At 62.9% G+C, this 26251-nt stretch carries 26 protein-coding genes and 2 pseudogenes; 7 read left to right on the top strand and 21 right to left on the bottom strand.

Annotation, left to right across the window (positions count from 1 at the left end; all coding sequences use genetic code 11):
- Positions 1 to 20: 20 nt before the first annotated feature.
- From RLEG4DRAFT_RS21380 to gndA, 4 genes and pseudogenes are all read right to left on the bottom strand, one after another.
- Positions 21 to 482, bottom strand: a pseudogene (locus RLEG4DRAFT_RS21380) (GNAT family N-acetyltransferase).
- A 65-nt stretch (positions 483 to 547) separates the two neighbouring features.
- Positions 548 to 847 carry a type II toxin-antitoxin system RelE/ParE family toxin gene (locus tag RLEG4DRAFT_RS21385; RefSeq protein WP_003579829.1) on the bottom strand — a complete coding sequence of 100 codons (300 nt, stop codon included), beginning with the start codon at positions 845 to 847 and terminating at the stop codon, positions 548 to 550.
- Positions 847 to 1128, bottom strand: a complete 282-nt coding sequence (locus RLEG4DRAFT_RS21390; RefSeq protein WP_003579830.1) for a ribbon-helix-helix domain-containing protein — start codon at positions 1126 to 1128, stop codon at positions 847 to 849. Before RLEG4DRAFT_RS21390 ends, RLEG4DRAFT_RS21385 begins: the two co-directional genes overlap by 1 nt.
- A gap of 171 nt (positions 1129 to 1299) precedes the next feature.
- On the bottom strand, positions 1300 to 2751 hold the full coding sequence (gene gndA / locus RLEG4DRAFT_RS21395) for an NADP-dependent phosphogluconate dehydrogenase (protein ID WP_171898225.1): 1452 nt from the start codon (positions 2749 to 2751) through the stop codon (positions 1300 to 1302).
- A 204-nt stretch (positions 2752 to 2955) separates the two neighbouring features.
- Between gndA and RLEG4DRAFT_RS21400 the strand changes: the two genes are divergently transcribed.
- From RLEG4DRAFT_RS21400 to RLEG4DRAFT_RS21410, 3 genes are all read left to right on the top strand, one after another.
- A complete protein-coding gene (locus RLEG4DRAFT_RS21400; RefSeq protein WP_003579834.1) occupies positions 2956 to 3744 on the top strand; it encodes a helix-turn-helix domain-containing protein in 789 nt (262 codons plus the stop codon).
- Between the two features lie 69 nt (positions 3745 to 3813).
- Entirely contained in the window at positions 3814 to 4212 is a 399-nt protein-coding gene (locus RLEG4DRAFT_RS21405; protein ID WP_003579836.1) for a hypothetical protein, read from the top strand.
- The gene (locus tag RLEG4DRAFT_RS21410) at positions 4213 to 4572 is read left to right on the top strand and encodes a VOC family protein (protein ID WP_003579838.1); all 360 of its coding nucleotides are present in this window, start codon (positions 4213 to 4215) and stop codon (positions 4570 to 4572) included.
- Positions 4573 to 4609: 37 nt separating this feature from the next.
- On the opposite strand, the gene RLEG4DRAFT_RS21415 is transcribed toward RLEG4DRAFT_RS21410, so the two are convergent.
- The 7 genes from RLEG4DRAFT_RS21415 to RLEG4DRAFT_RS21445 form a co-directional block, all read right to left on the bottom strand.
- A complete protein-coding gene (locus tag RLEG4DRAFT_RS21415; RefSeq protein WP_003579840.1) occupies positions 4610 to 5326 on the bottom strand; it encodes a PAS domain-containing protein in 717 nt (238 codons plus the stop codon).
- 239 nt (positions 5327 to 5565) lie between these two features.
- Positions 5566 to 6501 carry a lipid A biosynthesis lauroyl acyltransferase gene (locus RLEG4DRAFT_RS21420; RefSeq protein WP_003579841.1) on the bottom strand — a complete coding sequence of 312 codons (936 nt, stop codon included), beginning with the start codon at positions 6499 to 6501 and terminating at the stop codon, positions 5566 to 5568.
- A 7-nt stretch (positions 6502 to 6508) separates the two neighbouring features.
- Positions 6509 to 7537, bottom strand: a complete 1029-nt coding sequence (locus RLEG4DRAFT_RS21425) for a zinc-binding dehydrogenase (protein WP_003579843.1) — start codon at positions 7535 to 7537, stop codon at positions 6509 to 6511.
- A 57-nt stretch (positions 7538 to 7594) separates the two neighbouring features.
- Positions 7595 to 8881 carry a beta-ketoacyl-ACP synthase gene (locus RLEG4DRAFT_RS21430; protein ID WP_003579845.1) on the bottom strand — a complete coding sequence of 429 codons (1287 nt, stop codon included), beginning with the start codon at positions 8879 to 8881 and terminating at the stop codon, positions 7595 to 7597.
- Between the two features lie 12 nt (positions 8882 to 8893).
- A complete protein-coding gene (locus tag RLEG4DRAFT_RS21435) occupies positions 8894 to 10099 on the bottom strand; it encodes a beta-ketoacyl-ACP synthase (RefSeq protein WP_003579846.1) in 1206 nt (401 codons plus the stop codon).
- Positions 10096 to 10578 carry a 3-hydroxyacyl-ACP dehydratase FabZ family protein gene (locus tag RLEG4DRAFT_RS21440; RefSeq protein ID WP_003564235.1) on the bottom strand — a complete coding sequence of 161 codons (483 nt, stop codon included), beginning with the start codon at positions 10576 to 10578 and terminating at the stop codon, positions 10096 to 10098. The genes RLEG4DRAFT_RS21435 and RLEG4DRAFT_RS21440 overlap by 4 nt, the downstream gene beginning before the upstream one ends.
- A gap of 178 nt (positions 10579 to 10756) precedes the next feature.
- On the bottom strand, positions 10757 to 11035 hold the full coding sequence (locus RLEG4DRAFT_RS21445; protein ID WP_003540486.1) for an acyl carrier protein: 279 nt from the start codon (positions 11033 to 11035) through the stop codon (positions 10757 to 10759).
- A gap of 438 nt (positions 11036 to 11473) precedes the next feature.
- Between RLEG4DRAFT_RS21445 and RLEG4DRAFT_RS21455 the strand changes: the two genes are divergently transcribed.
- Complete coding sequence (locus tag RLEG4DRAFT_RS21455) at positions 11474 to 12196, top strand: Crp/Fnr family transcriptional regulator (RefSeq protein ID WP_003579848.1); 723 nt, start codon at positions 11474 to 11476, stop codon at positions 12194 to 12196.
- Here RLEG4DRAFT_RS21455 and RLEG4DRAFT_RS21460 read toward each other — a convergent pair.
- The 8 genes from RLEG4DRAFT_RS21460 to RLEG4DRAFT_RS21495 all read right to left on the bottom strand — a co-directional run bounded on the left by RLEG4DRAFT_RS21460 (position 12186) and on the right by RLEG4DRAFT_RS21495 (position 19138).
- On the bottom strand, positions 12186 to 12614 hold the full coding sequence (locus RLEG4DRAFT_RS21460) for a L,D-transpeptidase (protein ID WP_003579850.1): 429 nt from the start codon (positions 12612 to 12614) through the stop codon (positions 12186 to 12188). The genes RLEG4DRAFT_RS21455 and RLEG4DRAFT_RS21460 overlap by 11 nt on opposite strands.
- A gap of 151 nt (positions 12615 to 12765) precedes the next feature.
- Complete coding sequence (locus tag RLEG4DRAFT_RS21465) at positions 12766 to 12966, bottom strand: ECs_2282 family putative zinc-binding protein (protein ID WP_003579852.1); 201 nt, start codon at positions 12964 to 12966, stop codon at positions 12766 to 12768.
- A 304-nt stretch (positions 12967 to 13270) separates the two neighbouring features.
- Complete coding sequence (gene cbiB, locus RLEG4DRAFT_RS21470; protein WP_003579854.1) at positions 13271 to 14251, bottom strand: adenosylcobinamide-phosphate synthase CbiB; 981 nt, start codon at positions 14249 to 14251, stop codon at positions 13271 to 13273.
- Positions 14248 to 15312, bottom strand: a complete 1065-nt coding sequence (cobD, locus tag RLEG4DRAFT_RS21475; protein ID WP_003579856.1) for a threonine-phosphate decarboxylase CobD — start codon at positions 15310 to 15312, stop codon at positions 14248 to 14250. The genes cbiB and cobD overlap by 4 nt, the downstream gene beginning before the upstream one ends.
- Positions 15309 to 16616, bottom strand: a complete 1308-nt coding sequence (locus RLEG4DRAFT_RS21480; RefSeq protein ID WP_003579859.1) for a cobyrinate a,c-diamide synthase — start codon at positions 16614 to 16616, stop codon at positions 15309 to 15311. The genes cobD and RLEG4DRAFT_RS21480 overlap by 4 nt, the downstream gene beginning before the upstream one ends.
- The gene (cobA, locus tag RLEG4DRAFT_RS21485; protein ID WP_003579861.1) at positions 16613 to 17452 is read right to left on the bottom strand and encodes a uroporphyrinogen-III C-methyltransferase; all 840 of its coding nucleotides are present in this window, start codon (positions 17450 to 17452) and stop codon (positions 16613 to 16615) included. The genes RLEG4DRAFT_RS21480 and cobA overlap by 4 nt, the downstream gene beginning before the upstream one ends.
- A 190-nt stretch (positions 17453 to 17642) precedes the next feature.
- Entirely contained in the window at positions 17643 to 18593 is a 951-nt protein-coding gene (locus tag RLEG4DRAFT_RS21490; protein WP_003579864.1) for a nucleoside hydrolase, read from the bottom strand.
- 125 nt (positions 18594 to 18718) lie between these two features.
- Positions 18719 to 19138, bottom strand: a complete 420-nt coding sequence (locus tag RLEG4DRAFT_RS21495; protein ID WP_003579865.1) for a cobalamin biosynthesis protein — start codon at positions 19136 to 19138, stop codon at positions 18719 to 18721.
- Between the two features lie 96 nt (positions 19139 to 19234).
- Between RLEG4DRAFT_RS21495 and RLEG4DRAFT_RS21500 the strand changes: the two genes are divergently transcribed.
- The 3 genes and pseudogenes from RLEG4DRAFT_RS21500 (at position 19235) to RLEG4DRAFT_RS21510 (ending at position 21290) form a co-directional block, all read left to right on the top strand.
- Positions 19235 to 20020: a TSUP family transporter gene (locus RLEG4DRAFT_RS21500; RefSeq protein ID WP_037093952.1), complete on the top strand. Its 786-nt coding sequence runs from the start codon at positions 19235 to 19237 to the stop codon at positions 20018 to 20020.
- A gap of 111 nt (positions 20021 to 20131) precedes the next feature.
- Positions 20132 to 20497, top strand: a complete 366-nt coding sequence (locus tag RLEG4DRAFT_RS21505; protein ID WP_003579869.1) for a nuclear transport factor 2 family protein — start codon at positions 20132 to 20134, stop codon at positions 20495 to 20497.
- Positions 20497 to 21290, top strand: a pseudogene (locus tag RLEG4DRAFT_RS21510) (helix-turn-helix domain-containing protein). Before RLEG4DRAFT_RS21505 ends, RLEG4DRAFT_RS21510 begins: the two are co-directional and overlap by 1 nt.
- Before the next feature lie 105 nt (positions 21291 to 21395).
- Here RLEG4DRAFT_RS21510 and cobO read toward each other — a convergent pair.
- Positions 21396 to 22031 carry a cob(I)yrinic acid a,c-diamide adenosyltransferase gene (gene cobO / locus RLEG4DRAFT_RS21515; RefSeq protein WP_003579873.1) on the bottom strand — a complete coding sequence of 212 codons (636 nt, stop codon included), beginning with the start codon at positions 22029 to 22031 and terminating at the stop codon, positions 21396 to 21398.
- 67 nt (positions 22032 to 22098) lie between these two features.
- On the bottom strand, positions 22099 to 26250 hold the full coding sequence (cobN, locus tag RLEG4DRAFT_RS21520; RefSeq protein WP_003579874.1) for a cobaltochelatase subunit CobN: 4152 nt from the start codon (positions 26248 to 26250) through the stop codon (positions 22099 to 22101).
- Between the last annotated feature and the right edge of the window lies 1 nt (position 26251).

Below are 26251 nucleotides of genomic sequence, written 5' to 3' on the forward strand. Positions count from 1 at the left end.
GCCGGGGAAAATTGCAAAACTCAGCTTGGCGTGGAGCCGCGAAAAACAATCCGTTGCACGAGCCGCTTATCGAGGTCGAGATACACCAGCTGCCCGTCGCTGCTGAAGCCCATACGGCTATAGATGTCTGGGTTTCCGATCAGCGCACAGCCGGCGGCACCCATCTCGTTCAACCGTTCAAGCCCCCTGACAATCAACGCCCTGCCGATACCTTGCCGCTGTCCCTGCGGTTTCACCGATATCGGCCCCAGGCCGAACTAGCCGTCATGCACACCATTGATCGTAACCGGCGAAAACGCGACATGGCCCCGAATTTCCGCACCCTCCTCGGCGACCAGCGATATCGCCAGATCGCCGTTCGCGCGAAGTCTGCGAATGATCTCCGCCTCCGTTCCCTCACTGTAAGGCATCGGGGCGAAGGCAATCGAGGTCAGATCGTGGATCGCGCCAATATCCGCCGGCCTTTCGTATCGGATCAGCATCTCTGTCACCGCAGGTCCTATTCGCCCTTCTCGTCTTTTAATCACCCTCGGTGACATCGATAGCATCATTCTTCGTCGAGGCGCAGTTCCTGCCCCCCGGACATGATCCTGAGGATGTAGACCGTTTCTCCCTCAACGGTGAAAGCAATGCTCAGGCTTCGTTCGAAGCCGACGATCCTCAGGCCATCACGGATCTCGCCCCGAACCGTCCCTCGCTTCGGAAAGTTTTGAAACCCTTCCAGAAAGGTTTGAAGACGATCGATATAATTTTGAGCAGCCACCTCTCCGGCGCGAGGCACAAGATAATTCAACAACGCGTCGACATCATCTCGGGCGGCGACACTTAGCCGGACCGTGTATCTCATTACTTGGCTTTGGCCGCGATGGATTTGATGCGCTTGCCAAAACCCTCGAAAGCATCGTCGAGGGATACCGACCTCTCGGGATGCGCCTTGAGTTCATCATAAACGGGTGCGACCTCTTCGCGGAGCCAACGCTCCACCGCAGCATCACGCGCAGCAAGGGTTCGCAAGCCATCGCGGATGACCTCGCTTTCGGTGGCGTATTCTCCCGAAGCGACTTTAGCCTTGACCATTTCAGCCATTTCGATCGGCAAGGTGATGCTTAAAGATTGAGTTGTGCGCATGGAATTTGCCTCTCTCGGTCCTTTTGCCTTTATCGCACAGAGCACGATTAAATCCTACACTTTCCCAACAGTCTGGCATCTCGCGTCGGGGTTATATCGAGCAGCGCGACGTACCCCACGAAAAAGCCCGGCGCGACGCCCGGGCTCTTCCTTGACATCTGTCGGCAGGCCTCAGAAGGTCGCCGCACCGCTGCCCCAGGGGCCGTGGTGGAAATCCTTGCCATCGAGGCGGTCGAAACCGTGGGCGCCGAAGAAGTCGCGCTGCGCCTGGATGAGGTTGGCCGTTCCCCTGCCCTGACGGTAGGCGTCGAAATAGGTCAGCGCCGAGGTCAGCGCCGGCACCGGCAGGCCGGCGGAAATCGCTGCACCGACAACGCGGCGCAGCGCCGGGATCGATTCCTTGACCATGTCGGAGAAGGCCGGCGTGACGATCAGGTTTGCGGCGTCGGGCGCCTTGGTGAAGGCCGAGGTGATCTCGTCGAGGAACTGCGAGCGGATGATGCAGCCGGCGCGCCAGATCCTGGCGATCGTCGGCATCGGCAGCGACCAGTTGAACTCACGCGAGGCTTCCGCCATTACCGCAAATCCCTGCGCATAGGCGCCGATCTTGGCGGCAAACAGCGCCAGCTCCAGATCCTTGTTGAGCTCGGGACCATAGGCGATCGGGAAGGACACGGCCTGCGTGCCGAAGATCTTTTCGGCGGCTTCGCGCTGTGACTTCATCGACGACAGACTGCGGGCGGCGACCGCGGCTTCGATCGCCGTTGCCGGAATGCCCATGTTCTGCGCCTCGATCGCCGACCATTTGCCGGTGCCCTTCTGGCCGGCCTTGTCGAGGATCATGTCGACCATCGGGCCGCCGGAAACCGGATCGTTGGCGGCCAGCACCTTTTCGGAGATCTCGATCAGGTAGGAATTCAGCCGGCCCTTGTTCCATTCGCCGAAGATGCCGGAGATGTCGGAGGCACTCTTGCCGAGGCCGTCGCGCAGGATGCCGTAGATTTCGGCGATCATCTGCATGTCGGCATATTCGATGCCGTTATGGATGGTCTTGACGAAATGGCCGGCGCCGTCATTGCCGAGCCAGGCGACGCAGGGCTCGTCATTGTAACGGGCGGCAATCGAGGTCAGCACTTTCTCGACGCGCTTCCAGGAGTCTTCGGTGCCGCCGACCATGATCGACGGGCCATGGCGCGCACCTTCCTCGCCGCCGGAAACACCCATGCCGATGAAGGTGAGATCGGTGTTCTTCAGGCGGTCGAAGCGGGCGACGGTGTCGCGGAAATTGGCGTTGCCGGCATCGATCATAATGTCGCCCTTGGACAGGTGCGGACGCAGCAGCTCCATCTGCTGGTCGACGGCATCACCCGCCTTGATCATGATGATGATCGGGCGCGGCGGCCGGATCGCATCGACGAACTCTTCGATCGTCTTGCAGGGAATGATCTGCTTTTTCAGATCACCGGCGCTTTCGTAGAATTCGTCGGTTTTCTCAGGCGTACGGTTGAAGACCGCAATTTTATTGCCTTTCTCCGCGATGTTGAGCGCCAGGTTGGAGCCCATGACCGCAAGACCGATCAGTCCGATTTCTGCCTTTTCCACGACAAACCTCCGATGTGTCATTTGGATCGGTGTTGTGGCACTGTCTCGGTCAAACGGCAAGTCTCGCAAGGGTCTAATCGGTTCGCAAAAGCAACGAAATCAAGCTGCAATATCCTGACTTGTCCGACAACCGCTTGCACCGGCTCACCGGCAACCAAGTTTTTGCACCACCCTGCCATTGATGCCCTATCTGATGGTATCATCGGCGTTTCGGGAGATATCGCCTTGGCACCGGAAAGACGAAAAGATACGGCGCTGCTCGCTGCCCGTGCCGGCCGCTATCGCGAATATGCGCCGCCGCCGGCGCTGCGACGCCATTTCAGCCGGTTCTGGTCGCATGCGCTCCATGGCGGACCGCCGGCACAGGTGGCGATCGTGCCGGACGGCTATTGCGACCTCCTCTGGGTCGACGGCCGACTGGTCGTCGCCGGGCCCGACAGGACGGCGGCCTTTCCCGTTCTCCGGCAGGGAACGACAGTCATCGGCGCACGTTTTGCGCCGGGCGCCGCGGCACCCTGGCTGAAGACGCCGCTCTCGGCGCTGGTCGGCTGTTCGGTGCCGCTTGCCGACATTGGCTGGAAGGACACGGCCGAATTCGAGGCGCGGCTTGTTGATTGTCCCGATTCCTCGGATGCGATGGCGCTATTCGGCCGGCTGCTCGAAGAGGCCGCGCGCGATGCGGACGAACCCGCCCGGGACGCCGCCGTGATCTTCGCCGCCGCCGACAGCGGTCGCCCGGCGTCCGGGCTGCTCGGCCGGCTCGGCATGAGTGAAAGGCAGCTGCGCCGCCGCTGCCACCATCATTTCGGCTATGGCGCCAAGACGCTGGAACGGATCCGCCGGTTCCAGCGTTTCCTCGAGCTCTGCCGCAAATCGGGCACGATGCCGCTCGCCCGCCTTGCGCTCGAAGCGGGCTTTGCCGATCAGGCCCACATGACCCGCGAGGTCGGCGAGCTCTCGAGCCTGACACCCGCCGCCGTTCTTGGCCAACTCAACATGCCGAGGCCAGCCTGACCGTTTTGTTCAAGACGCCGCCAGCCGGCCTGCTATTCCAGGGGAACAGATACGAAGGACCTGCAAGCCATGTCGACAATGCCCGCGAAAATCATCCACCAATCGATCGAGCGCGACTGGCGCGACGTCTACGACTTCGCCGGCAAGCCGGAGAACATGCCGCTCTGGGCCTCCGGCCTTGCCAGCGGCCTCGAACCTCACGGCGCTGACTGGATCGCCCACGGCCCGCTCGGAACCATCAAGGTGAGTTTCGTACCTGCCAATGAATTCGGCGTAATCGACCACACAGTGACGATCGAATCCGGCCTCAGGGTCTATAATGCGCTGCGCATCGTACCGAACGGCGATGGCTGCGAGGTCATGTTCACCCTGTTGCGCCTGCCCGGCATGACAGACGCGCAGTTTTTTGCCGATGCCGCGCATGTCGAGAAGGATCTCGCCATGCTGAAAGCCCTGATGGAGAGATAGATGGCCGATAAGTCAGAAAACCACGACCGCCGCATCGACTATGTCGAATTCAATGTCGCCGACATCGCCGCCGCCAAAGCTTTTTACGGCTCGGCCTTCGGCTGGCGTTTCACCGATTACGGCCCGAACTATTGCGAATTCGACGATGGCCGGCTGAAGGGCGGTTTCACCGATTACGGCCCCGTGCGGCCGGGCGGACCGCTTGTTGTCGTCTATGCCAGGGATCTGGAAGAGGTGCTGACCTCGGTCGAGAGGGCCGGCGGCACCATCGTCCGGCCGATCACCGATTTTCCCGGCGGCCGCCGCTTTCATTTCCTCGACCGTGACGGGTACGAGCTCGCCGTCTGGGCGACCGCCTGAGGCTACCGATCGGGCAGCCTGGCCATCCGGCCAGGGGTCAGGCAGAGTTGGGCTGCTGATCGAGGTCGTGCATGACGATCAGCGCGCCGATCACCGTGCCGCCCCCATCGCGCAGCGGCGACATGCGACAACGCACCTGCCGTGATCCTTCGCTGCCCGGCGAGCGCTCATAGGTGTAGTCGATATGGCCGCCGGCAAAACAGGCGTCGAGCTTGTGCTTGGCGCATCCGGCAAACCGCTCTTCACCGATGAATTCAGAAAGATGGCGGCCGATCAGCTCCATCGGCTTCTTGTTGAGATGAGCGCTGTTGGCCGGATTGGAGTAGAGGTAGCGGTAATCCCTTGTCAGCACCGCCACCCGGTCCGGGATGCTGTCAAGGATCATCGCGTTGAGGAACTGGCCGTTATCGGTATCCGGCACGTAGGCCGGCGGCGGCTCGATACGCACGTCCTGCGGCGAAGGCACACGCCAGTCCGGCCCATGCGTCCCGAAATAGCGGTCGAGCAGGAAGGAAAGCACCGTCGTGTGCTCGGTGACGCTGGCGCTGTCGTCGGCGTCCTGGCCGATGAGATGAGTGACAAACTGCAGTTGCATGTAGACTTCGAGCAGATTGACGGCCCGGTGAGCGAGGATAGCCTCGACCAACGGCTCGACATGGCGGTCGAGCGCCGTGACGCGCTGGTCGTCGCCCAGGCGTATGGCTTCCTCTATCTGCGTGCAACGCAAGGAAAAAGCTCGAAAAAGCTCCAGCAAGACGCCTCCAACTACGATTGCCCCAAGAGACGAGTCCGAAACCGGACCTGGTTTACACCTCTAAAATGCGCCTAGCGGTAGACATTATTCGCGCCTTGGTGGTGACGGGTAACATGAAGTGTGCTCTGTTTCAATCCGAGAGCACCTGCCGCTTTTCACCGCTGATAATTCAGGGTGGACCTTTTTAATTTGGAACAGGTTTCGGATCTTAGGCCGAGCCAGCATAAAATCATTGGGTTCTAAGGTGCGAGTGTGTTCTTGATCTGCCAGCGGTCGTGATACCAGAGCCACTGTTCCGGGTATTCCCGCACCCAGCTTTCCACCTTGTCGTTGAGCAGCTGGGCGGCTGCCGGCAGGTCCAGATTGCCCTTGGCGTCGCGCGGCATGTCCAGCCGCGGCTCGATTTCCAGCCGATAGCGGTTGCCGGGCAGCCGTATGCAGCGCGCCGGATAGACCTCGCAATCGAACTGGCGCACCAGCTTCGGCAGCAGCGGATTGGTCTTGACCTCGCGCCCGAAGAAGGTGCCCTTCACCCCCTTGCGGAATTTCTGGTCGACGAGCACGCCCACGCCCTGGCCGGCTTCGAGCTGCCGGGCGAGCGCGAAGGAGGAGCCGGCATGCGACGGCACCAGCTTGCCCATCCGTGCGCTCCTGAAATCGAAGACCTTCTTGGCGACATAGGGATTGTTCGGCGGCCGGAAGAGCACGGTCACATGAAGCCCGAAGGCCGCACCCGCCACCGGCAGCAGCTCGAAATTGGCGGTATGACCGGTGAAGACGATGAAGGGGCGCGGATTGTCGCGCAGGTCGAGAAAGACGGGGACACCCGATACCTCCACCCTGCCCGGCTCCGATTTTTCGGGATCGTAATCGAACAGCTCGTCGAGGAAGACGTATTCGGCCGCAAGCCGGCCCATATTGCCCCAGCTTGCGAGTGCGATCTCCTCGATCTCGGCAACGCTCTTCTCAGGGAATGCGTTGCGCAGATTGACGAGCATCAGCCTGTGACGACGCGTCCGCCGGCCGAGGCGGCGCATCATCCTGTCGGCGAAGCGAATCGCGCCATCAGCCGGAAACAGCTTCAGCACGTTCAGAACGCCGAACATCACCTGCGCCACCAGCCATTGCTGGAAGTGCCTGAGCGCCAGAACGATCCGGGTGATGAAGAGCTTCACTTGGGGCTCAATCCATTTTCAGAATGATCTTGCCGAAGATCTGGCGCGATTCCATCCGCTCCAGCGCCCGGTCGATATCGCTGAAGCTCACCTCGGTATCGATGACCGGATGCACGAGCCCGCGGCCCATCTTCTGCATCGCATCCGCCATGTTCTCCATGCGGCAGCCGAAGGAGCCGAACAGCTTCAGCTGCTGCTGGAACAGCATCATCAGGTTCATCTCCGTCGAAACGCCCGAGGTCGAGCCGCAGGTGACGAGGCGCCCGCCGCGCTTCATGCAGAGCATCGAGCCCGCCCAGGTATCCTTGCCGACATGTTCGAAGACGACGTCGACACCCTTCTTTTTGGTGAGCTTGCGCACCACCCCTTCAAAACGGTCGGTGCGGTAGTTGATGACGTGATCGGCGCCGAGCGCCTTGGCCTTTTCGATCTTGTCGTCCGAACCGACGGTGGTGATGACGGTGCAGCCGATCTTCTTGGCAAGCTGGATCGCTGCCGTGCCGATGCCTGAGCCGCCGGCATGGACGACGATCGTTTCGCCCGGCTCCAGCTTGGCGTTGTCGAACAGCATGTGCTCGACCGTGCCGAAGGTGACGGGAGCGAGTGCTGCACCGATCGCATCGACGCCGGGAGGGGCCGGAACCAGCAGCCGCGCGGGAAGATTGACCTTCTCCTGCGCAAAGCCATCGAGATGGAAGCCGTGCACGCCGGAGACATGTTCGCAGAGATTGTCGCGGCCTTCGCGGCAGGGGCGGCAAAGGCCGCAGGTGCGCGCGCCATAGATGGAGACCAACTGGCCCGGCAGCACATTGGCGACGCCGGGGCCGATCGCTTCCACCACGCCGGAGGCTTCCGCACCGATGACCAGCGGCATCTTACGCTTGGCGAAAGCCATGCCGCGCCAGCCCCAGACGTCGATATGGTTGAGCGCCACGGCCTTGACGCGCAGCGTCACCTCGCCGGCGGCGGGCGCATCCGGTTCCGGCAGGTCGGTGATCTCAAGCTTGCGGTCATCGATCAGTTGCAAAGCGCGCATGGCAAAATCCCTCGCCTTGAAGGCGTCATCTCGTCTTAAAAATGTGTCGGGAACCGCTTAAGCCGGTTCGAGCGCCATGACAAGGCTGGCATTCTGCCCGCCGAAGCCGAAGGAGTTGGAAAGCACGGCTGAAACCTGCGCTTCCCGCTTCTTGTTCGGCACGACATCGAGAACGATCGACGGATCGGGATTGGCATAGTTGATCGTCGGCGGCAGCGTGCCGGTCAGCATCGTCTGCAGCGAGAACACCGCTTCGACGGCGCCCGCCGCCGTCAGCGTATGGCCGATCATCGACTTGTTGGAGGAAACTGGAATGCCGACGATCCGCTCGCCGAAGACGGCCGACATCGCCCCATATTCCATCTTGTCGTTTTCGGGCGTCGAGGTGCCATGGGCATTGATATAGCCGATGCCGCTCTCGTCGATGCCGGCGTCGGCAAGGGCCGCGCGGATCGTCGCGATCGCCGGGCCGCCATCCGGTGAGGAGCGCGTGCGGTGGAAGCTGTCGGCCTTGTCGCCGGCGCCCTTCATGATGCCGAGCACCTTGGCGCCGCGGATAACTGCCGATTCCAGCGATTCCAGCACCAGAGTCGCAGCACCCTCGGCGATGACGAAGCCGTCGCGATCCTTGCTGAACGGCTTGGAAGCCTTGGTCGGCGGATCGTTCTGTGTCGAAAGCGCCGACAGCAGCGAGAAGCGGATCAGCGCTTCGGCGCTGAGAGAGCCGTCGGTCGCAACCGTCAGCGCCCGTTCCGTGCGCCCCTGGCGGATCGCCTCGATGCCGAGCTGGATCGCCGTAACGCCCGATGCACAGGCCGTCGACAGCGTCACTGGCAGGCCACGCGTGCCGAACCGGTCGGCAAGCCGTTCGGAAATCGCCCCGAACAGCGCCGCCTCGTGGAAAGCAGGATCCGGTCGCTGGCGCAGCGCCGTCAGGAAACGCTCATAGGCGTCGCCTGGATGTTCGGAGGCCGGCGAACGGTCGGCAAGCTCGAAACGCGCGCTCCATTCCGGCTCGATCGGCGGGGCAGCGAGAAACAGTGGGCCGTTGAAATCGCCGGAAAGGCCAGCATTGGCCAATGCCTCGATCGTCGTTTCCCGGGCGAAGGCATAGGAGCGCTCGACGGCATTCGGCGCCGGAATGCCGATGAAATCGACGGTGCCGGCAATGCGCGTCGACAGTCCCTCGGTCGGGAAGCGGTTGATCTCGTGAATTCCCGACGTGCCTGAGGTCAGGGCCGCCCAGTTGTCATTGAGACCCTGGCCGAGCGAGGTGATGATACCCATGCCTGTGACGGCAACGATCGGACGGCCGAGATGATCTCTGTAAGCGGAAGCTGTCATATCTCTCACTCCTCACGCATCTGCGGAAAGAACGGCGACGCCCTCGCCGCGCTGGTGCCCGACCGTGGTCACGACGGCGGCCATGGCGCCTTTGCGCATCGGCGCCTCATGGGCGGCATCGAACGTCGGCACCTTGGCCTTGCCGTCGACAGCAAGGGCTGCAAGCGCCAGACCGAGCGTGAACTGCGTCTCGATCGTATGGCCGGTCACGCCGCCGAAGCCGCGGATCGCAACGTCGGGCAATTGATGTTCAAGCACCGCCCGCTCGCGGGCGGCGAGATCGTGCATGCCGGTCGAGCCGGAGAAGATCGCCGTGCTTTCGGCGGCAAGCCCTGCGGCGGGTGCCAGAAGCCGCTCCAGGCGGACTTCGAGATTGCCGGCATTGCGATTGCCGCGGTCGCCCTCGACCGCGTCGATGACCGCATAGATATGGGCGCCGCGGGCTTCGGCGTGCTGGCGTGATTCGAGCACCAGGAAGGCGCCGGCCGAACCGGTGATCATGCCGCCGCCGTCGCTGGGTCTGCGTGACCAGAGCGGCACCCAGTCGCCGCGCGCATGGGCGCCGATCGCTTCGGTGAGCAGGATCATATCGGGCCGCTCGGCCGCAAAGGCGCCGCCGACCAGCGCATGCGAGGATTCACCTGACTTGATACGGTAGAAGGCGGTCTCGACGGCTGAAATGCCGGCCGCTTCCTCGCCCATGAAGGTGCGCGACGAGCCGGTGACCTTGTGCACGATCGAAATGTTGCCGGCGAGCAAGTTGGAAAGCTGGGCGAGGAACAGCGTCGGACGCAGCTCCGTCGTCAGCTTTTCGTTCAACAGCAGCTCGCGGTCGTTGCGCTTCAGCGCCTCGTCGACGATCAGCGTGTCGACATTGATGTCGCGTTCGCCGCCGCCGGCTGCGACGATCATATCCATCGCGCCGCAGGCTTCGATATCGTCCTTGAAGCCGGCATCGTCGAGCGCCAGACCGGCCGCGAAGACGCCGATGCGCTGCCAGTTCTCCATCTGGCGCTGGTCTCCGCGCTTGGCGATCTGCTGCGACCAATCGATCTCCGGCAGCGGATGCACCGGATAGGGCTTGAATTTCTCAGTCTCGACGATCGCCTTAGGTGCGCTAGCCGCCGAAAGCAGCGCGATATGCGCCTCCTTGCCGACGCCCTGACAGGTGACGATGCCAATGCCGGTGATGACGACGTCGTTTGCAGCCTTGCTCATCCAATCACTCCCTGCGCCGCGATCGCTTCGAGAAGCCCGATCTCGCCGGCACGTTTCTTCACGATATCGCCGAGCGGAACCTCGCTGAACGGCATGGTGCGCAGCTTCAGTTGCGCATCGCAGACCTTCTTGCCGGCGCTGGTGATTTTAGCCTTGGTGACCGCGAAACCCGAACCGTCGTGTTCGAGCACCGCCTCGATGTCGAGCACGGCCTCCGGTTCGACGAAGGTACGCATCTTGGCGCCGTCGACCGTCATCAGGAAAGGCATGGCGGCAAAATCGGTGACGGCAAGCACCAGCATGCCGGAGGCCTGCGCCATGGTCTCGATCAAGAGCACGCCGGGAACGAGCGGCATGCCGGGAAAATGGCCTTCGAAGACGGGGCTCTTGGCCGGCACGACGGATCGCGCCTTCAGCGTGCCCTTCTTCAGGTCCACCGCTTCGACGCGGTCAATCATCTGGAAATATTCCAGCAGCATTCGGATCCTCCGGCCCGACAGGCCAGATCCGACCGCCGGTGACGCCTACTTAGAGCAATTCCAGGAAAAGTGCGACGCGGTTTTCCGAGGAAGTGCGAATTTGGCCTGATCTAGGAACGAAACCGCCCGGCCGCCATATTCACGGCGGCAGGGCGTGCAAAAAAGATTGATATGTCGCTCAGGCCTTGGCTGCTTTGAGCTCGTCGATCTTGGCGCAGAGGTTCTTCAGCACGAAGTATTCTTCGGTGGAAACCTTGCCTTCGTTGACTTCCTGCGTCCACTTTTCGAGCGGAATCTTGATGCCGAATTCCTTGTCGATCGCAAAGACAATGTCGAGGAAATCGAGGCTGTCGATACCGAGGTCGTCGATCGTATGGCTCTCCGGCGTGATCGTGGCGCGATCGATCTCGCTGGTTTCTGCAATAATGTCGGCAACTTTATCGAATGTAGCGGTCACGCGCTGTACCTCATGAAATGACGATTTAAACCTCCTCATAGGCAAATCCATTTCAAAAGCCAATGCTTTCGTCCGAGCGTTGCGGCAATTTGCCGATCGGGTGTTGCCTAAACAGCAATGGAATGCGGGCCTCTTGCCGTCACCGGGCTGCAGGCGATGCCACTGCGGGGATCCCGCTTCAGCGGCGGAGCGCCCAAGCCGTCCGAATCAAAACCGCGCACAGCCTCGCTTTGGCACACTCCCCGGCAGGAGCCGTGGGCACCGGCACTTGATCTGGATCAAGTCGCGATCCCCGCGAAATTGATAATCATCAAGCCGCGCTGGAAGAAATCGGGATAGCCGATCCCGCAGTCGCGGCGTAATCGTTGGAGAAATGCCGGGCATGCGAGCCATGCCCAGGTATCCCCGGGTGCATCAGGATTTCGAAGGGATCAGGATATGGACGTCGCACACAGTCAGGGTCTTGAGCTTGGCGTTCCCGTCGCCTGCCGGTCCTGCCAGGCGCGGCATGGCGTCGTTTGCGGCGCCTTGTCGAGCGACCAGCTCCGTGAGCTCGGACGCCACTCGCTGCGCCGCAAGGTCGATGCCGGCAGCGAGATCGTGGCACAAGGGTCGGAAAGCTCGTTCTATTCGAACATCATGCGCGGCGTGGTGAAGCTCTGCAAGGTGATGCCGGACGGGCGCCAGCAGATCGTCGGCCTGCAGTTCGCCCCCGATTTCGTCGGCAGGCCTTTCGTGCGCGAAAGCACGCTGTCGGCCGAAGCTGCGACCGATGCGGAGATCTGCGTCTTCCCCCGCAGCCTGCTCGACCGCATGATATCGGAGACGCCGGAACTGCAGAGGAGCCTGCACGACCAGGCGCTGAAGGAGCTGGATGCAGCGCGCGAATGGATGCTGACGCTCGGCCGGCGCACAGCCGAGGAGAAGGTCGCAAGCCTGCTCCACCTCATCGCCACGCACGCCGAACCGCAAACGGCCACGAGCACCGCCTTCGACCTGCCGCTATCGCGCGCCGAGATCGCCGATTTCCTCGGGCTGACGATCGAGACCGTCAGCCGCCAGATGACCAGGCTGCGCAAGAGCGGCGTCATCCGCATCGAGAACTTCCGGCATATCGTCGTCCCCGACATGGATGAACTGGAAAAGAAAATCAGTGCGTAATCACCACGCGGGTATTGGCAAGGCCGGCTTGGCGCGCCAGCGAGAAGAACTGGGCCGCATTGTCCGGATGAAGGCGAACACAGCCATGCGAGGCCGGCCGGCCCAGGCGCTTCAGGTCGAAGGTGGCGTGAACAGCATAACCGCCGTTGAAGAACACGGCGTAGGGCATCGGTGCATTGTCGTATTTCCGCGAACGGTGATCGCGCGACAGCCACTTGGCGCTCCACGAACCGGTCGGGGTGACATAGCCGTTGCGTGCGGTCGAAACTTTCCAGCGATACTTGACGAAGCCGTTCTCGGAGACGGTCATCGTCTGCTTGCCGATGCTGATATTGGCAACCAGCGTCGCCGCCTCAGCGGCAACGGGAGAAAACTGCAGCAATAAACTTGCGGCCGCAGCCGCCAAAATCGTCTTCATGATAGCCCCTCTTCGACCGCGCGCAGATCAATTGCGCCGCCACGGAAGAGAGACTAGGGCAATACTTATTATATTGCTTTAATCCGAATGGTAATCACAACTCTAACAAGTGAGAGCAGGAATTGGGCGCCGGGAAAGCGGCGGCACCTCTTCACTGAAGCTTGCGCGCCGCCGAAGGCTGCTTGAGCTGCCGGTAGGCCTTGTTCATCTTCTCGCGAATAGACGCCATCGTGCCGAGATTATGACCGCAGGCGGCACAGGTGATGATGTCGGTTTCCCGGATTTCGGCACGCTCGAACTTCATCTTGGTGCTCTTGCACTTCGGGCACGGTAATTCAACCTGAACTGTCATTGCTCTGCTTCCGGTCTGATGAGATATGAGGCGGTTCAAATAGACGTTTGAGCGGGGGCTGTCCACCGAGACGTGGTTGCCTTGTGTTACCCCCCTCTGCCCTGCCGGGCATCTCCCCCACAAGGAGGGAGATCGGATAGGCGTAATGGCTTCCCCAAGCAACTGCCGTATATTTCTTCCGCGGCGGTAGCAAGGGAGCGATGGTCGAGCCTCTTGCCAATCTCCCTCCTTGTGGGGGAGATGTCCGGCAGGACAGAGGGGGGTGCCACACGGCACGCCCTTTCATTCCGCCCGACGGATCACCCTACAGAAAACACAAGAACAACCCGAAGATCACACCGGTGAACACCATGCAGCTGGCATAAAACACCGACACGCCGTCTTCGATATCGCCGGCGGTGGCAATGTCGCGGCCGGCGTTGTTGATCATCGGCTCCGTCACGATGACACCGCCGTAGATGCGCGGGCCGGCGAGCTGGACGTTGAGAGCGCCGGCCATCGCCGCCTCCGGGCGGCCGGAATTCGGCGAGCGGTGCAGGCCACCGTCGCGCATCGCCACGCGGATCGCCTCACGGCAGGGACTGATGCCCCGCCGGATCCAGGCGCCTGCGGCAATCAGCAGGATGGAGAGACGCGCGGCCGGCCAGTTGGCGATATCGTCGAGCCGGGCCGCGGCCCAGCCGAAATCGATGTATTTTTCCGACCTGTGGCCGATCATCGAATCCGCCGTGTTCAGCATCTTGTAGGCGAGCAAGCCTGGCAGGCCGAAGACGGCATAGCACAGCGCCGGCGCCACAACGCCGTCGGAAAAGTTTTCGGCGAGGCTTTCGATTGCCGCGCGGCAGACAGCCGGCTCGTCGAGCGTCTCGGGATCGCGCCCGACGATCCGGGAGACGGCGACCCGGCCGCCGGCAAGCCCCTCGCCGCGCAAGGCGGTAGCGACGGCCGCGACATGATCGGCAAGGCTCTTCTGCGCCAGGAAGATCGCCACCAGACCGGCCTCCAGCACCAGGCCGGCAAGGCCGAAGAGTGCGAAGAACCGGTCGAACACGAAGCCTGCGGCGATCGACAGCAGAAGCAGCGTCAGGATCGCGGCAACGCCGTTCATCCGGCGTTGGGAGCCCGTCAGGCTTGAGGGATTGAGCTGCTGGTCGACGTAAGAGATCGCCGCGCCGAAGATGACGACGGGATGCGGCACCCGCGACCATAGCCATTGTGGATCGCCGGCAATCCGGTCGAGCAGCAGCGCCAGAAGCAGTACCAGAAGGTTTTCGTCGATCGTCATCGCTCAAATCCCTGAAGGGCTTCGCCAAGCCGCCTGTCCGCCGCCGGATCGGGCGTCAACCCGAAACGCAGCCAATCCGGCGCATAATCGAACTTGCGGACGAGAATATGATGCCGGCAAAGATGCGTGTAAATGTCGCCGGCTCGCGCATCGACGACCAGGGTAAAAAGCGTCGTTCCTCCGGCTATCCGCAGCCCGGCGCCGGCCAGCACCGCAGACAGGCCGGCGCAGCGTTCATCGATACGGCCGCGGAGCGCAGACACCTCCGAACGCAGCAGCGAAGCGGCCAGTGACAGCGCCGGGCCTGAGACCGCCCAAGGGCCGAGCCAGTTCTCGAAACGCTCGAGAATATCGTGGGGCGCAATCGCAAAACCGAGCCGCAGGCCGGCAAGCCCGAAAAACTTGCCGAAGGAACGGAAGATGATCAGATTGGAAAGATTTTGCGCGTGTGCTGCGAGGCTCAGCGCCGGATCGGTATCACCGAAGGCCTCATCGACGACGAGAAGCCCGTCTACCGCCTTCATCCTGTCGTGCAGGGCAATCAGCGTCTCGGCCGGCCAGACCCTGCCGTCCGGATTGTTCGGATTGACGACGACGGCCAGCCGATGCTCCGCCCCGATTGCAGCGAGATCGCCGACCGCATCGACGGCGAAACCGGCCGAGGCGAAGGCCCGCGCATATTCGCCATAAGTCGGCGACACCACGGCGATACGATCGTCCGTCACGGCAACCCTGTTGTCCGTCATGGCGATACGATCGTCCGTCTCCGCGAACTGAACTCCCTGCCGAAGCAGGCGCGGCAAAAGTTGGATCACCGATTGAGTCCCGGGCACCGGCAGCGGTAGAATCTCCCCGCTGCGGTAATGATCGCGCGCCGCAAACCTTGCCTCGTCGACGAGATGGCTGTCCGGCAGACGGTGCCAGACCCTTGCCGGGATCTCGGGCAGGGCGACGGGACACGGGTTGATGCCTGTGGAAAGGTCGAGCCAGTCTTCCGGCCTGCCGCCGAAGGCGGCGGCAACAGCGGTAATGCCGCCGCCATGGGCGATCGGCGCGCTCATGCGGCCGCTCTCGCAAGATCGATCAGATGCATATAGGAGCCCGCCACCTGGCCGCGCCTAAGCCCGACGGCACCGAGATCGGTTCCGAGCGCATCTTGCGCGGCAAACAGCCGCTTTCCCTCACCCTCGGAAACGACAGTGGAATAGTGAAATTCATGCGCCGTCATCGTCCGCGCGAAGAAGGCGCCGTCGAGCGGCGTGACACGGCGATAGCCGAGATGGCGCCGGCGCTCGGCATAGCTGGTGACAACCGGCAGCAGGCCGAGCATTTCGTGGCGGTTGCCCCCCGCATCGATCAGCCCATCGCCCAGCACCATGTAGCCGCCGCACTCGCCGTAGATCCTGATGCCGCGCGCCGCCGCGTCGAGCATGCCGGCACGGAAATTCTGCGCTTGGGAGAGCCGCCCGGCATGCAGCTCGGGATAACCGCCCGGCAAATAGATCGCGTCGGCATCACCGGCCGGCACCTCGTCGGCGAGCGGCGAGAAGAACGAAATATCAGCCCCGCGGCGGCGCCAGCCGAGCAGCATATGCTCGTAGGAAAAAGCAAAGGCGACATCGCGCGCCACGGCGATGCGGGCACCGATCGGCATCAGCCGGTCGATATTGGCGGCCGACGGCCGGTTGAGCCCCTGCCGTGCGATGCGCAGCAGGAATTCGAAATTGCATTCCTCGGCAACGGCGTCCGCCGCATGGTCGATGAAATTCTCAAGCGTCGAATGTTCACCGGCCTGGACGAGGCCGAGATGGCGCTCCGGCAAGGCAAGCGCCTTGTCGCTGCCGATCACGGCAATAACAGGCATGCGGATCGCCTCCAGCGCCTGGCGCAGCATCGCCTCATGCCGATCGCTGCCGACCTTGTTGAGGATGACCCCGGCAATGCGGACATCGGCGCGGAAACCGGCAAAGCCTGATACCAGCGGCGCCACCGACTGCGACATGCGCGAGGCATCGACGACGAGCACCACGGAAAGGCCAAGCTGGGCGGCAAGATCGGCCGCCGTTCCCTTTCCGTCGGCGGCTCCGTCAAAGAGACCCATCATTGCCTCGATGACCAAAATGCGGTCGCCGAAGCGGTGAAGGGCGGCATTGGCCGAGATCAATTCCCCACGCATCGCCCAGGGATCGAAATTCAGGCAAGGCGTGCCGCTCGCTGCCGCATGAAAGGCCGGATCGATGTAATCGGGGCCGGCCTTGCCGGGTGCCACCGGGACGCCGCGCCGGCGAAGCGCCCTCAGCAGCCCGAGCGTCACCGTCGTCTTGCCGGCGCCGGAGGAAGGGGCTGCGATCAGGAGGCCGCTCATATCAGCACCTTGCCGGACCGGCGGAACGGATCGGGTTGAAGGCGCCGGCCCGCCAGCGCGCCGAGCCAGTCGAGCGAGGCTCTGAGCCGTACCACCTCGCCGACGACAACCACAGCCGGCGGCTCGAGCCCGGAGGCGGCGACCGTCTGGGGCGCGTCGCCAAGCGTCGTTTCCAGGACTTGCTGCCGGCCGGTAGCGGCATTGCAGACGAAGGCGACGGGTTCGGAGGGCAGCCGGCCGGCGGCGATCAGGCGCCTGCTGATCTCGGTGATGTGTTTCATCGCCATATACATGACGATAACGGGCGAGCCGCGGCCGATTGCTTCCCAGTTGATCCTGTCGGGCACGATTCCGGAGGAATCATGGCCGGTAAGGAAGGTGACGGCATGGTTGATGTCGCGATGGGTCACCGGGATGCCGGCATAGGCAAGCCCGCCGATGCCGGCGGTGATGCCGGGCACGATGCGAAAGGGGATATTGTGCTCGACCAGCGTCAGCGCCTCCTCGCCGCCGCGGCCGAAGACGAAGGGATCGCCGCCTTTCAACCGCAGCACCCGCTTGCCGGCCAGCGCCAGTTCCACCAGCCGCAGCGAAATATCGCGCTGTTTCGCCGAAGGCTTGCCGCCGCGTTTTCCCGCATATTCCACCAGCGTTTCCGGCCGCGCCAGCGCCAGGCATTCCTCGTTGACGAGTGCGTCGTGCACGATGACATCAGCCTCGGAAAGTCCCTTGGCAGCCAGCAGCGTCAACAGCCCGGGATCGCCGGGGCCGGCCCCGACAAGCCAGACGCTGCCCGGCTCCAGTGCGGGAAGATGGGAGAATGCGGCATCGATCATCCCGCTGATCTAGGCCCCGCACGGGGCAAGGTCAACGCCGCGCGACCCACCTCACCTGAAGTTGCTGAGATCACCATGACTCACTTTGCAAAGAAGCGGATTCGAATTCTCCGAATTCCAGCACAACAATATGAATATTCTATCATATTCCATCGAAGGCCGACCGCAATGCAGCCAGCCTTGCATGCGGTCAGCCACGAAGAAGCGTATTGCGGATGAGGTCGATGACCTTCTCCGATTCGATGCCGGTGCAGACGATCTGACTCGGCAGGCCATCCCAGTCGCCCGGCGGGAAATGGCGACCGTCCCGCTTGACGATCGTCTGGCCGTCGGCGATGCCGCCGCAGACGACGCGCACTGTGCCCGATATCGAGGAAAACAGTTCAGGCGCCACCACATAGACCGAGGCGCAGCTGTCATGCACCATCATGCCGTCCTCGACCGCATGCTTGTAGAAATCGATGTAGGACTGCGACAGTGCGTCGAGTAGCTTCACCGCTCCGTCTCCCCTGGCCGCCATCTCGCCGAGATAGCTGCGGCTCATGGTGGTGACCGACGTGACGTCGAGGCCGATGACGGTCACCTTCCAGGGTGCTGTCATGACGATGTCGGCAGCTTCGGGATCGCCGTGAATATTGGCCTCGGCGACCGGCGAGACATTGCCCGGCACATAGAAATTGCCGCCCATAATGACGACGTCCTTGACCAGGCCCGCAATCTCCGGGTCTTCCTTCAGCGCCCTCGCCAGATTGGTCATCCGCCCGACGGCCACCAGCCTGACTTCGCCGGGGTTGGCGCGCACGGTGTCGATGATGAAGCGATGCGCCGGGCGTGGATCAAGCGGCAGGTCGATCGTGCGAGGCACCTCGATATCGCCGAGGCCGTTGTCGCCATGCACCATGGCCGGCCATTCCCGCTCGGCGCGCAAGGGATCGATGGTGACGCTGGCGCCCTTGGCAACAGGCGCTGCAATGCTCCATTCGCGCTTGAGGAAGAGCGCATTGCGCGTCGTCGTCTCGACTGAGGCATTGCCGAAAACGGTGGTGATGCCGATCAGATCGATTTCGGGATGGCGGTGCAGGAAGAGAAGCGCCATGGCGTCATCGACGCCCGGATCCGTGTCATAAATGACCTTGTGCATGTGTATCCTCTAGGGCAATTCCAGCAAAACTGTGTAGCGGTTTTGCGTCCGGAATTGCGTTAAAACAAGATGTGAATCGCGAGGCTGCCGAACGGCGCCGCAAATTGCCGCCACCATAACGCCCGTCAGGCTTTCTGCAACCCGATGCGGGCAATCGATGCTGTCGCATGCGCGGATTTGATCTTGCCGAGCAACAACTCCGCATCCGGGCCGATAGCCGCAAGGGCGGCCGATTCGGCCACGCCATGGCAGCCGACGCGGGCAAAGACGATCTCGGAGGGATTTTTGAGCCGCGGTGTTTCCTCTTCCAGCCGCGGCGCATCGAAGAAGACCGCGGGTACGGCAAAGTGCCTGGCGACGGCAAGGATTGCCGCCTCGTCGCGACGGCTGCTGATCGAGGCGATGGCCGCAAGCTCCGCCGTGTCGATACCGGCCGCCCCTAGCGCGGCCATGGCCAGCGACAGCACTTCGGCGGGCGGCGTCCCGCGCTCGCAGCCGAGCCCGAGCACATGGCGCCGTGTCGTATCTAAGGGAATGTCACTCATGGAAGCCGTCGAATGCGCGCTGCTATTTCCTTGCAGCCATTGCAGTCCGAGGCGGGAAATGCAAGAAGGCTGCCCCAAACCCCTCGGAATACAATCTTGCCTGACATCACCTTCCATCTGCTTCTGTTGCTCTGCGCGGCGGCCTTCTTTGCCGGTTTCGTCGATTCGATTGCCGGCGGCGGCGGTCTCATCAGCGTTCCCGCCATGCTGATCGCCGGCATTCCGCCGCTGCAGACGCTCGGCACCAACAAGGTGCAGTCGATCTTCGGCGCAGCCTCGGCAACACTCGCCTATGCTCGCAAGGGCCACGTGGAGCTTCACGAACAATTGCCGATGGCGCTGATGGCGGTCATGGGCGGGGCGCTCGGCGCCGCTCTTGCAACGATCGTGCCCGGACAAATGCTGCAGGCGATCATGCCGGTGTTGCTGCTGTCGATCGCGATCTTCTTTGCCGTCAAGCCGAACCTCAACGACGTCGATACCCATCGCCGCATCACGCCCTTCGCATTCGGTCTGACGCTGGTCCCGGCCATCGGCTTTTACGACGGCGTCTTCGGCCCCGGCACCGGCTCTTTCTTCATGCTCGCCTTCGTTACGCTCGCCGGCTTCGGCGTGCTGAAGGCAACCGCCCATACCAAACTTCTCAATCTCGGCTCGAATTTCGGCGCGCTGATCGTCTTCGCAAGTTTCGGCGCGATACTCTGGAAGATCGGCCTGTTGATGGGCGTCTGCCAATTCCTCGGCGCGCAGCTGGGTTCGCGGCTGGCCATGCGCATCGGCGCAAAGCTGATCAAGCCGCTGCTCGTCATCGTCTGCGTCGCCCTTGCGGTCAAACTGCTCGCCGATCCGGCAAATCCGCTGCGCACCTGGCTCGGCATTTAGCCTAAATACTTGACCGGCCCTCATTACCTCTGACGTAATTGATAGGCAGCATCGGCTTCCCGCATGATCGCACTGCCTGGAATGGACGGGCGATCAAAAGGAGATGACCCAATGAACGACGCAAACAGCAATGCAGAGCGCTACCTCGCCGTCTGGAACGAGACGGATGCCGCTCGCCGCCGCGCTCTGATCGCCGAGAGCTGGGCGGAGGCCGCAACCTACATCGATCCGCTGATGCGCGGCGAAGGCCATGAGCAGATCAATTCGCTGGTCGAGGCCGTGCAGAACCGCTTCCCCGGTTTCCGTTTCGAACTGATCGGCACAGCTGACGGCTATGGCGACAATCTGCGCTTCTCCTGGGGCCTCGGGCCTGCCAATGGCGAAGCACTGATCAAGGGCACGGATTTTGCCGAACTCGAGGGCGGCAAGCTGAAATCCGTCCGTGGCTTCATCGATCAACTCCCGGAAGCCGCCTGATGCCGTCGACCGCCCGCCCTCTTGGAGATCACCTGCGCGAATGGCGCCAGCGCCGCCGGATGAGCCAACTCGACCTGGCGCTGGAGGCCGATATTTCGCAGCGGCATCTGAGCTTCATCGAGAGCGGGCGAGCGACGCCGAGCCGCGACATGCTGCTGCATCTTGCCGAACGCCTCGGCGTGCCGCTGCGCGACCGCAACCCGCTGCTGCTGGCGGCGGGTTTCGCCCCCGTCTTTGCCGAGCGCACACTCGACGATCCCGCTCTGGAACCGGCCCGCCGCGCCATCGACATGGTGTTGAAAGCTCATCAGCCCTTCCCAGCACTCGCGATCGACCGCCACTGGACGCTGGTTGCCGCCAATGCGGCGCTGGCGCCGCTGATCTCGGGCATTGCCGAACCCTCCCTGCTGGAACCGCCGGTCAATGTGCTGCGCCTCAGCCTGCACCCGCAAGGACTGGCGCCCCGGATTGCAAACCTCTCGGAATGGCGCGCCCATCTTATTGACCGACTGCGTCAGCAAATATCGGTCTCGGGCGATCCAGTGTTGGAAAGGCTGCTGAAAGAGCTGTTGTCCTACCCGGCACCCGAAGCTGCGAACGCCCACATGCCGACCACGCCGGCATCGCCATTCCGCTGACGCTTTCGACCAAGGCCGGTCGGCTATCGCTGATCTCGACGACCACCGTCTTCGGCACGCCCGTCGATATCACGCTGTCGGAACTGGCCGTGGAATCCTTCTTCCCGGCGGATGAGGAAACGGCGGCGATCCTGCGCGCTCTTGCAATGAACTGAGAGTTTAGAGCGGTTCAGGTTTTCACGGAAGCGCAGAACCGCTCTAACCTTTTGTTTTACGCAATTCCGGACGGAAAACCGCTTCGCACTTCTCCCGGAATTGCTTTAGAACTCCACGCCCGGTTGCCCCTTGATGCCGGAGCGGAAGGGATGTTTGACGAGCTCCATCTCGGTGACCAGATCGGCGATCTCGATCAGTTCCTCCTTGGCGTTGCGCCCCGTCAGCACGACATGGGTCATGGCGGGCTTCTCGGTCTTCAGGAATTCCACCACTTCGTTGATATCGAGATAGTCGTAGCGCAGCGCGATGTTGATCTCGTCGAGCAGCACCATGGAATTACGCTCGTCGCGGATCAGCTCCTTGGCCTTTTCCCAGGCGGCCGAGGCTGCTGCGACGTCGCGGGCACGGTCCTGCGTCTCCCAGGTGAAACCCTCGCCCATGGTATGGAACTGGCAGAGATCGGAGAAATGCTTCTCGATCAAATCGCGTTCGCCGGTCCACATCGCGCCCTTGATGAACTGCACGACGGCCGAAGGTTTGCCATGGGCGATGTGACGGAAAATCATGCCGAAGGCGGAAGACGACTTGCCCTTGCCCTTGCCGGTATGGACGATGATCAGCCCCTTGCCATCGGTCTTGGTCGCCATGATCTTGTCGCGGGCGGCCTTCTTCTTCGCCATCTTCTCGGCGTGGCGCGCATCATCCTTGCCGGTTTCGTTTTCCGGGGTCTCGTCGTTCATGGCTTTACCTCATTTTGTTGTTTGCCAGAGCATGATGCCGAAAAGTGTGGGCGGTTTTCGGAAAACATCATGCCCTCGTTCTTTGATTAAGCTCGAACCGGGCCGAATTGCTGCGCGGCGTCCAGAGGCTGCGGTCGATCGCCTCGCTGAGCCGCGCGGTCATCTCGTCGAATGCCGCCGGGTTCTTCTCCATCATGAAGCTGCGCACGGCGGGATCGGCGACGAAAGCCTGGTAGACCGCCTCGAAATGATGCGCGCCGACAGCATTCGTCGTCGCCGCGAAAGCGAAGAGATAATCGACGGTGGCGGCGATCTCGGCCGCACCCTTGTAGCCGTGGCGCATGACGCCAGCGATCCATTTCGGATTGACGACGCGCCCGCGCACGACGCGGCCGATCTCCTCCTCCAGCGAACGGATCACCGGCCGCTCCGGTCTGGAATGGTCGTTATGATAGATCGAAGGGCGCGCACCGGTCAGCTGTTCAGCCGCCGCCGCCATGCCGCCCTCGAACTGGTAGTAGTCGTCACTGTCGAGCAGGTCGTGCTCGCGATTGTCCTGGTTCTGGATCACCGCCTGCACTGAGCGCAGCCGCTCCTCGAACAGGCTGCGTTCGGCTTTGCCTTCCTCGCCGGCGCCATAGGCATAAGAGCCCCAGACCAGATAGGCCTCTGCAAGATCGGCGCGCCGCTCCCAGCCCTTTTCGTCGATCAATGCCTGCAAGCCGGCGCCGTAGGCTCCGGGTTTCGAGCCGAAGACCCGGTAGCCGGCCCGGCGTTTCGCCGTGGCGGCGTCGAGACCGGCAACGGCCAGCCTTGCCGCCTCGCCGCGCATGCGCGCTGCGATCGGGTTGTCGGCCTCGTCCTCCTCAAGCGCGCCGACAGCGCGGACCGCCTTGTCGAACAAGGCGATCTGCTCGGGAAAAGCATCGCGGAAGAAACCGGAGATCCTGAGCGTCACATCGACACGCGGCCGCCCGAGCATTGCTTGCGGGATGATCTCGTAGCCGGTGACGCGGCGCGAACTCATGTCCCAGAGCGGTTTGACGCCGATCAGTGCTAAGGCCTGGGCGATATCGTCGCCGCCGGTGCGCATATTCGACGTGCCCCAGGCTGTCAGGCCGAAGGAGACTGGCCATTCGCCGTGATCCTGCACATAACGGCGCACCAACAGCTCGGCCGATTTTTTGCCGAGCTCGAAGGCCGCCGGCGTCGGCACCGCGCGGCTGTCGACCGAATAGAAATTGCGGCCGGTGGGCAAAACGTCGGGCCGCCCGCGCGTCGGGGCACCCGATGGGCCGGGCGCCACGAAGCGGCCGTCGAGTCCGGCAAACAGGCCCGCGATTTCCGCCGGGCCGCAGGCAAGGATTGAAGGCTTGAGACGGGTCTCGATCTCGGCAAGCACCGCCCGCGTCGCCGTCCATTCCGCAGGGCATCCGATCGCGCCTGCGACCAGCTTGGCCGCCAGCAATTCGACACGTTCGACGGTATCGCCGTTGGTGCGCCAGGGGGCGTCGAGAAGGTCGGCGAGGATAGCGGGACGTTGGCCGGCCCAGGAGGCGGCCATGTCGCAATCGAGGGGATCGAAGGTGGGGATACCCCCCTCTGTCCTGCCGGAAATCTCCCCCACAAGGGGGGAGATTGAATCGTGGCACTGGCTTCCCCAAGCAACCGACGTGGAATTGCGGTCTAGCCTCTTGCCGATCTCCCCCCTTGTGGGGGAGATGTCCGGCAGGACAGAGGAGGGTGCCACAAGCACACTGCCCACCCCCGCATCCCCCGCTATCGCCCGCTGCAAACTCGCATCCCCGCCCTCACCCAGCCCCCGCGGCACCCGCGCCAGCGCCACGGTCAAATCCGTCAGCAGCCGCCCCTCCGGCGACACGCCGAACACATGCAGCCCATCGCGGATCTGCATTTCCTTGAGGTCGCAGAGATAGGCGTCGAGCTTTTTCAGCGCCTCGCCTTCGCTTTCGCCGCTCGTTATCCCGGCATCCCGATCAAGGCCGATATCGGTGACGAGATCGAGGATCTGCCGGCTGAGGAGGCGGATGCGGCGGGGATCGCCGCCGGAGGCCTCGTAATATTCGTCGACCAGCGCTTCCAGATCCTTGAGCGGCCCGTAACTCTCGGCCCGCGTCAAAGGCGGCGTCAGGTGGTCGATGATGACGGCCGCAGTTCGGCGTTTGGCCTGGGTGCCCTCGCCGGGATCGTTGACGATGAAAGGATAAAGATGCGGCAGCGGCCCGAGGATCGCTTCCGGATAACATGTCTCCGACAGCGCCAGCGCCTTGCCCGGCAGCCATTCGAGATTGCCGTGTTTGCCCATGTGGATGACGGCATCTGCGCCGAATTCCCGCCGCAGGAAAGCATAGAAAGCAAGATAACCGTGCGGCGGCACGAGATCCGGCGAATGATAGCTCTCCTTCGGATCGATATTGTAGCCGCGCGCCGGCTGGATGCCGACGAGAACGCCGCCGAAGCGCGCAAAAGGCAGGGCGAAGGCGCCATCGCGAAAATATGCATCGCCTTCGGGATCGCCCCAGCGGGCTCTCACTTCATCCTGAATCTGATCGGGAAGAGTTTGCAGGAAGCTGTTGTAGCGACTCAGCGAAAGCGTCTCGCGGATGAGCCTGCCGTCACGTCCTGAATTGGTCGGCCCCTCCATCAGATGGCGGATCAGCGCGTCGCCGTCGGCTGGAATATCGGCAGCGGGATAACCCGCTGCTGCCATCGCGCGAAGCACTTCGATGCTGCCGGCCGGCGTATCGAGGCCGACGCCATTGCCGAGCCGGCCGTCGCGGTTCGGATAGTTCGCCATGACCAACGCGATGCGCCGGTCCCGTGCCGACGTAATCCTCAGCCGCGCCCAATTGGCGGCAAGCGCGGCGGTATAATGCACCCGGCCGGGGTCGGCCTGGCTGGAAACGATGTTGGTCTCGACGACAGCGTCATAGCGCGCCGCCGTTTTGAACGAGACCGCCCGCGCCAACACCCTTCCGTCGACTTCCGGCAGCGCCACATTCATGCCGAGATCGCGTGCCGACAGGCCTTGCGAGGAGGCGGACCATGCCTCCCGCGACGAGGCCGACAGGATCGCCTGCAGCACCACCGCCCCACTCGCCTCCAGCACCGTCGGCTGCCGGTCCGCCCCCGGTGCAGAGACCGCAAAGCCGGTGGTATTGATGACGACATCGGGTTTCAGCGCCGAGAACACGCTCTCGAGAATGCCGGTGGAAACGGGATCCTTGAGGCTGTAGGCAAAGACCGGCAAGGGCCGGAGGCCAAGCGACTGCAAGGCGTCGATCAGCGCCTCGATCGGCCCGGTCTCGCCGCTTTGGACGAGGGCGCGGTAAAAGCTGATGGCGACGACGGGGGAAACCGTAGGTTCGAATTCGACCTCTTCTGTCGAGCGTGGGGCACCCCCCTCTGTCCTGCCGGACATCTCCCCCACAAGGGGGGAGATCGGCAAGTCGCCTGGGCTTCCAACAAAAGAAACGTTTGAAGATGCCGCGCTTTCGGCTGAAGAGATGGAGCAAGGCCTCTCATCCCTGATCTCCCCCCTTGTGGGGGAGATGTCCGGCAGGACAGAGGGGGGTATCCCACGCTCGACGGATGAAGGTGGCGCAATACGCGAACTAGCAACCCGCCGCCACTCCTCGACCCCGATCAGCCCTCGCCCCGGCCACCAGATGCCAGCTTTCATCAAAGGCGCAGCCGGCGCCGGCTTCTCCGCCCCCGACAGCATCGCTTCGGCATAATCGAGAAAGGCCCGCGCGTTGCTATCGCCGCCCTCGATCAGATAGGCCCAGAGCGCATTCAGATCATCGAGATCGACATTCGAAAAAGGCACAAGCCCCGCATCCGGCCTGGCATCGCCCGGCAGCACCGCGATCAACGCTCCCTTGCGGGAAGCTGCCGCGTGCAGCGCCTCCAGCGCATAGTGGAAATAGCTGGCGCCGCCGAGCGCGCGCACGATGATCAGCCTGGCGTGCCGCACTGTCCGCTCGACATAGGTGTCGACCGACATCGGATGCTTGAGGCTCATCAGGCTCGCAAGCCTCAGCGAATACGGCCCGCCGCCCGAACGATGGGCGGCCGCGATCGCCGCAAGCTCGCTGTCGGCGGCCGACAGGAACAGGATATCGCCCGGCGTCTGCCCGAGATCGATCGCCTCCTCACCGTCACTGATCGTTCCCTGCTGGGCCTGAAGCAGATGCATG

It is taken from the genome of Rhizobium leguminosarum bv. trifolii WSM2297, from assembly GCF_000271845.1.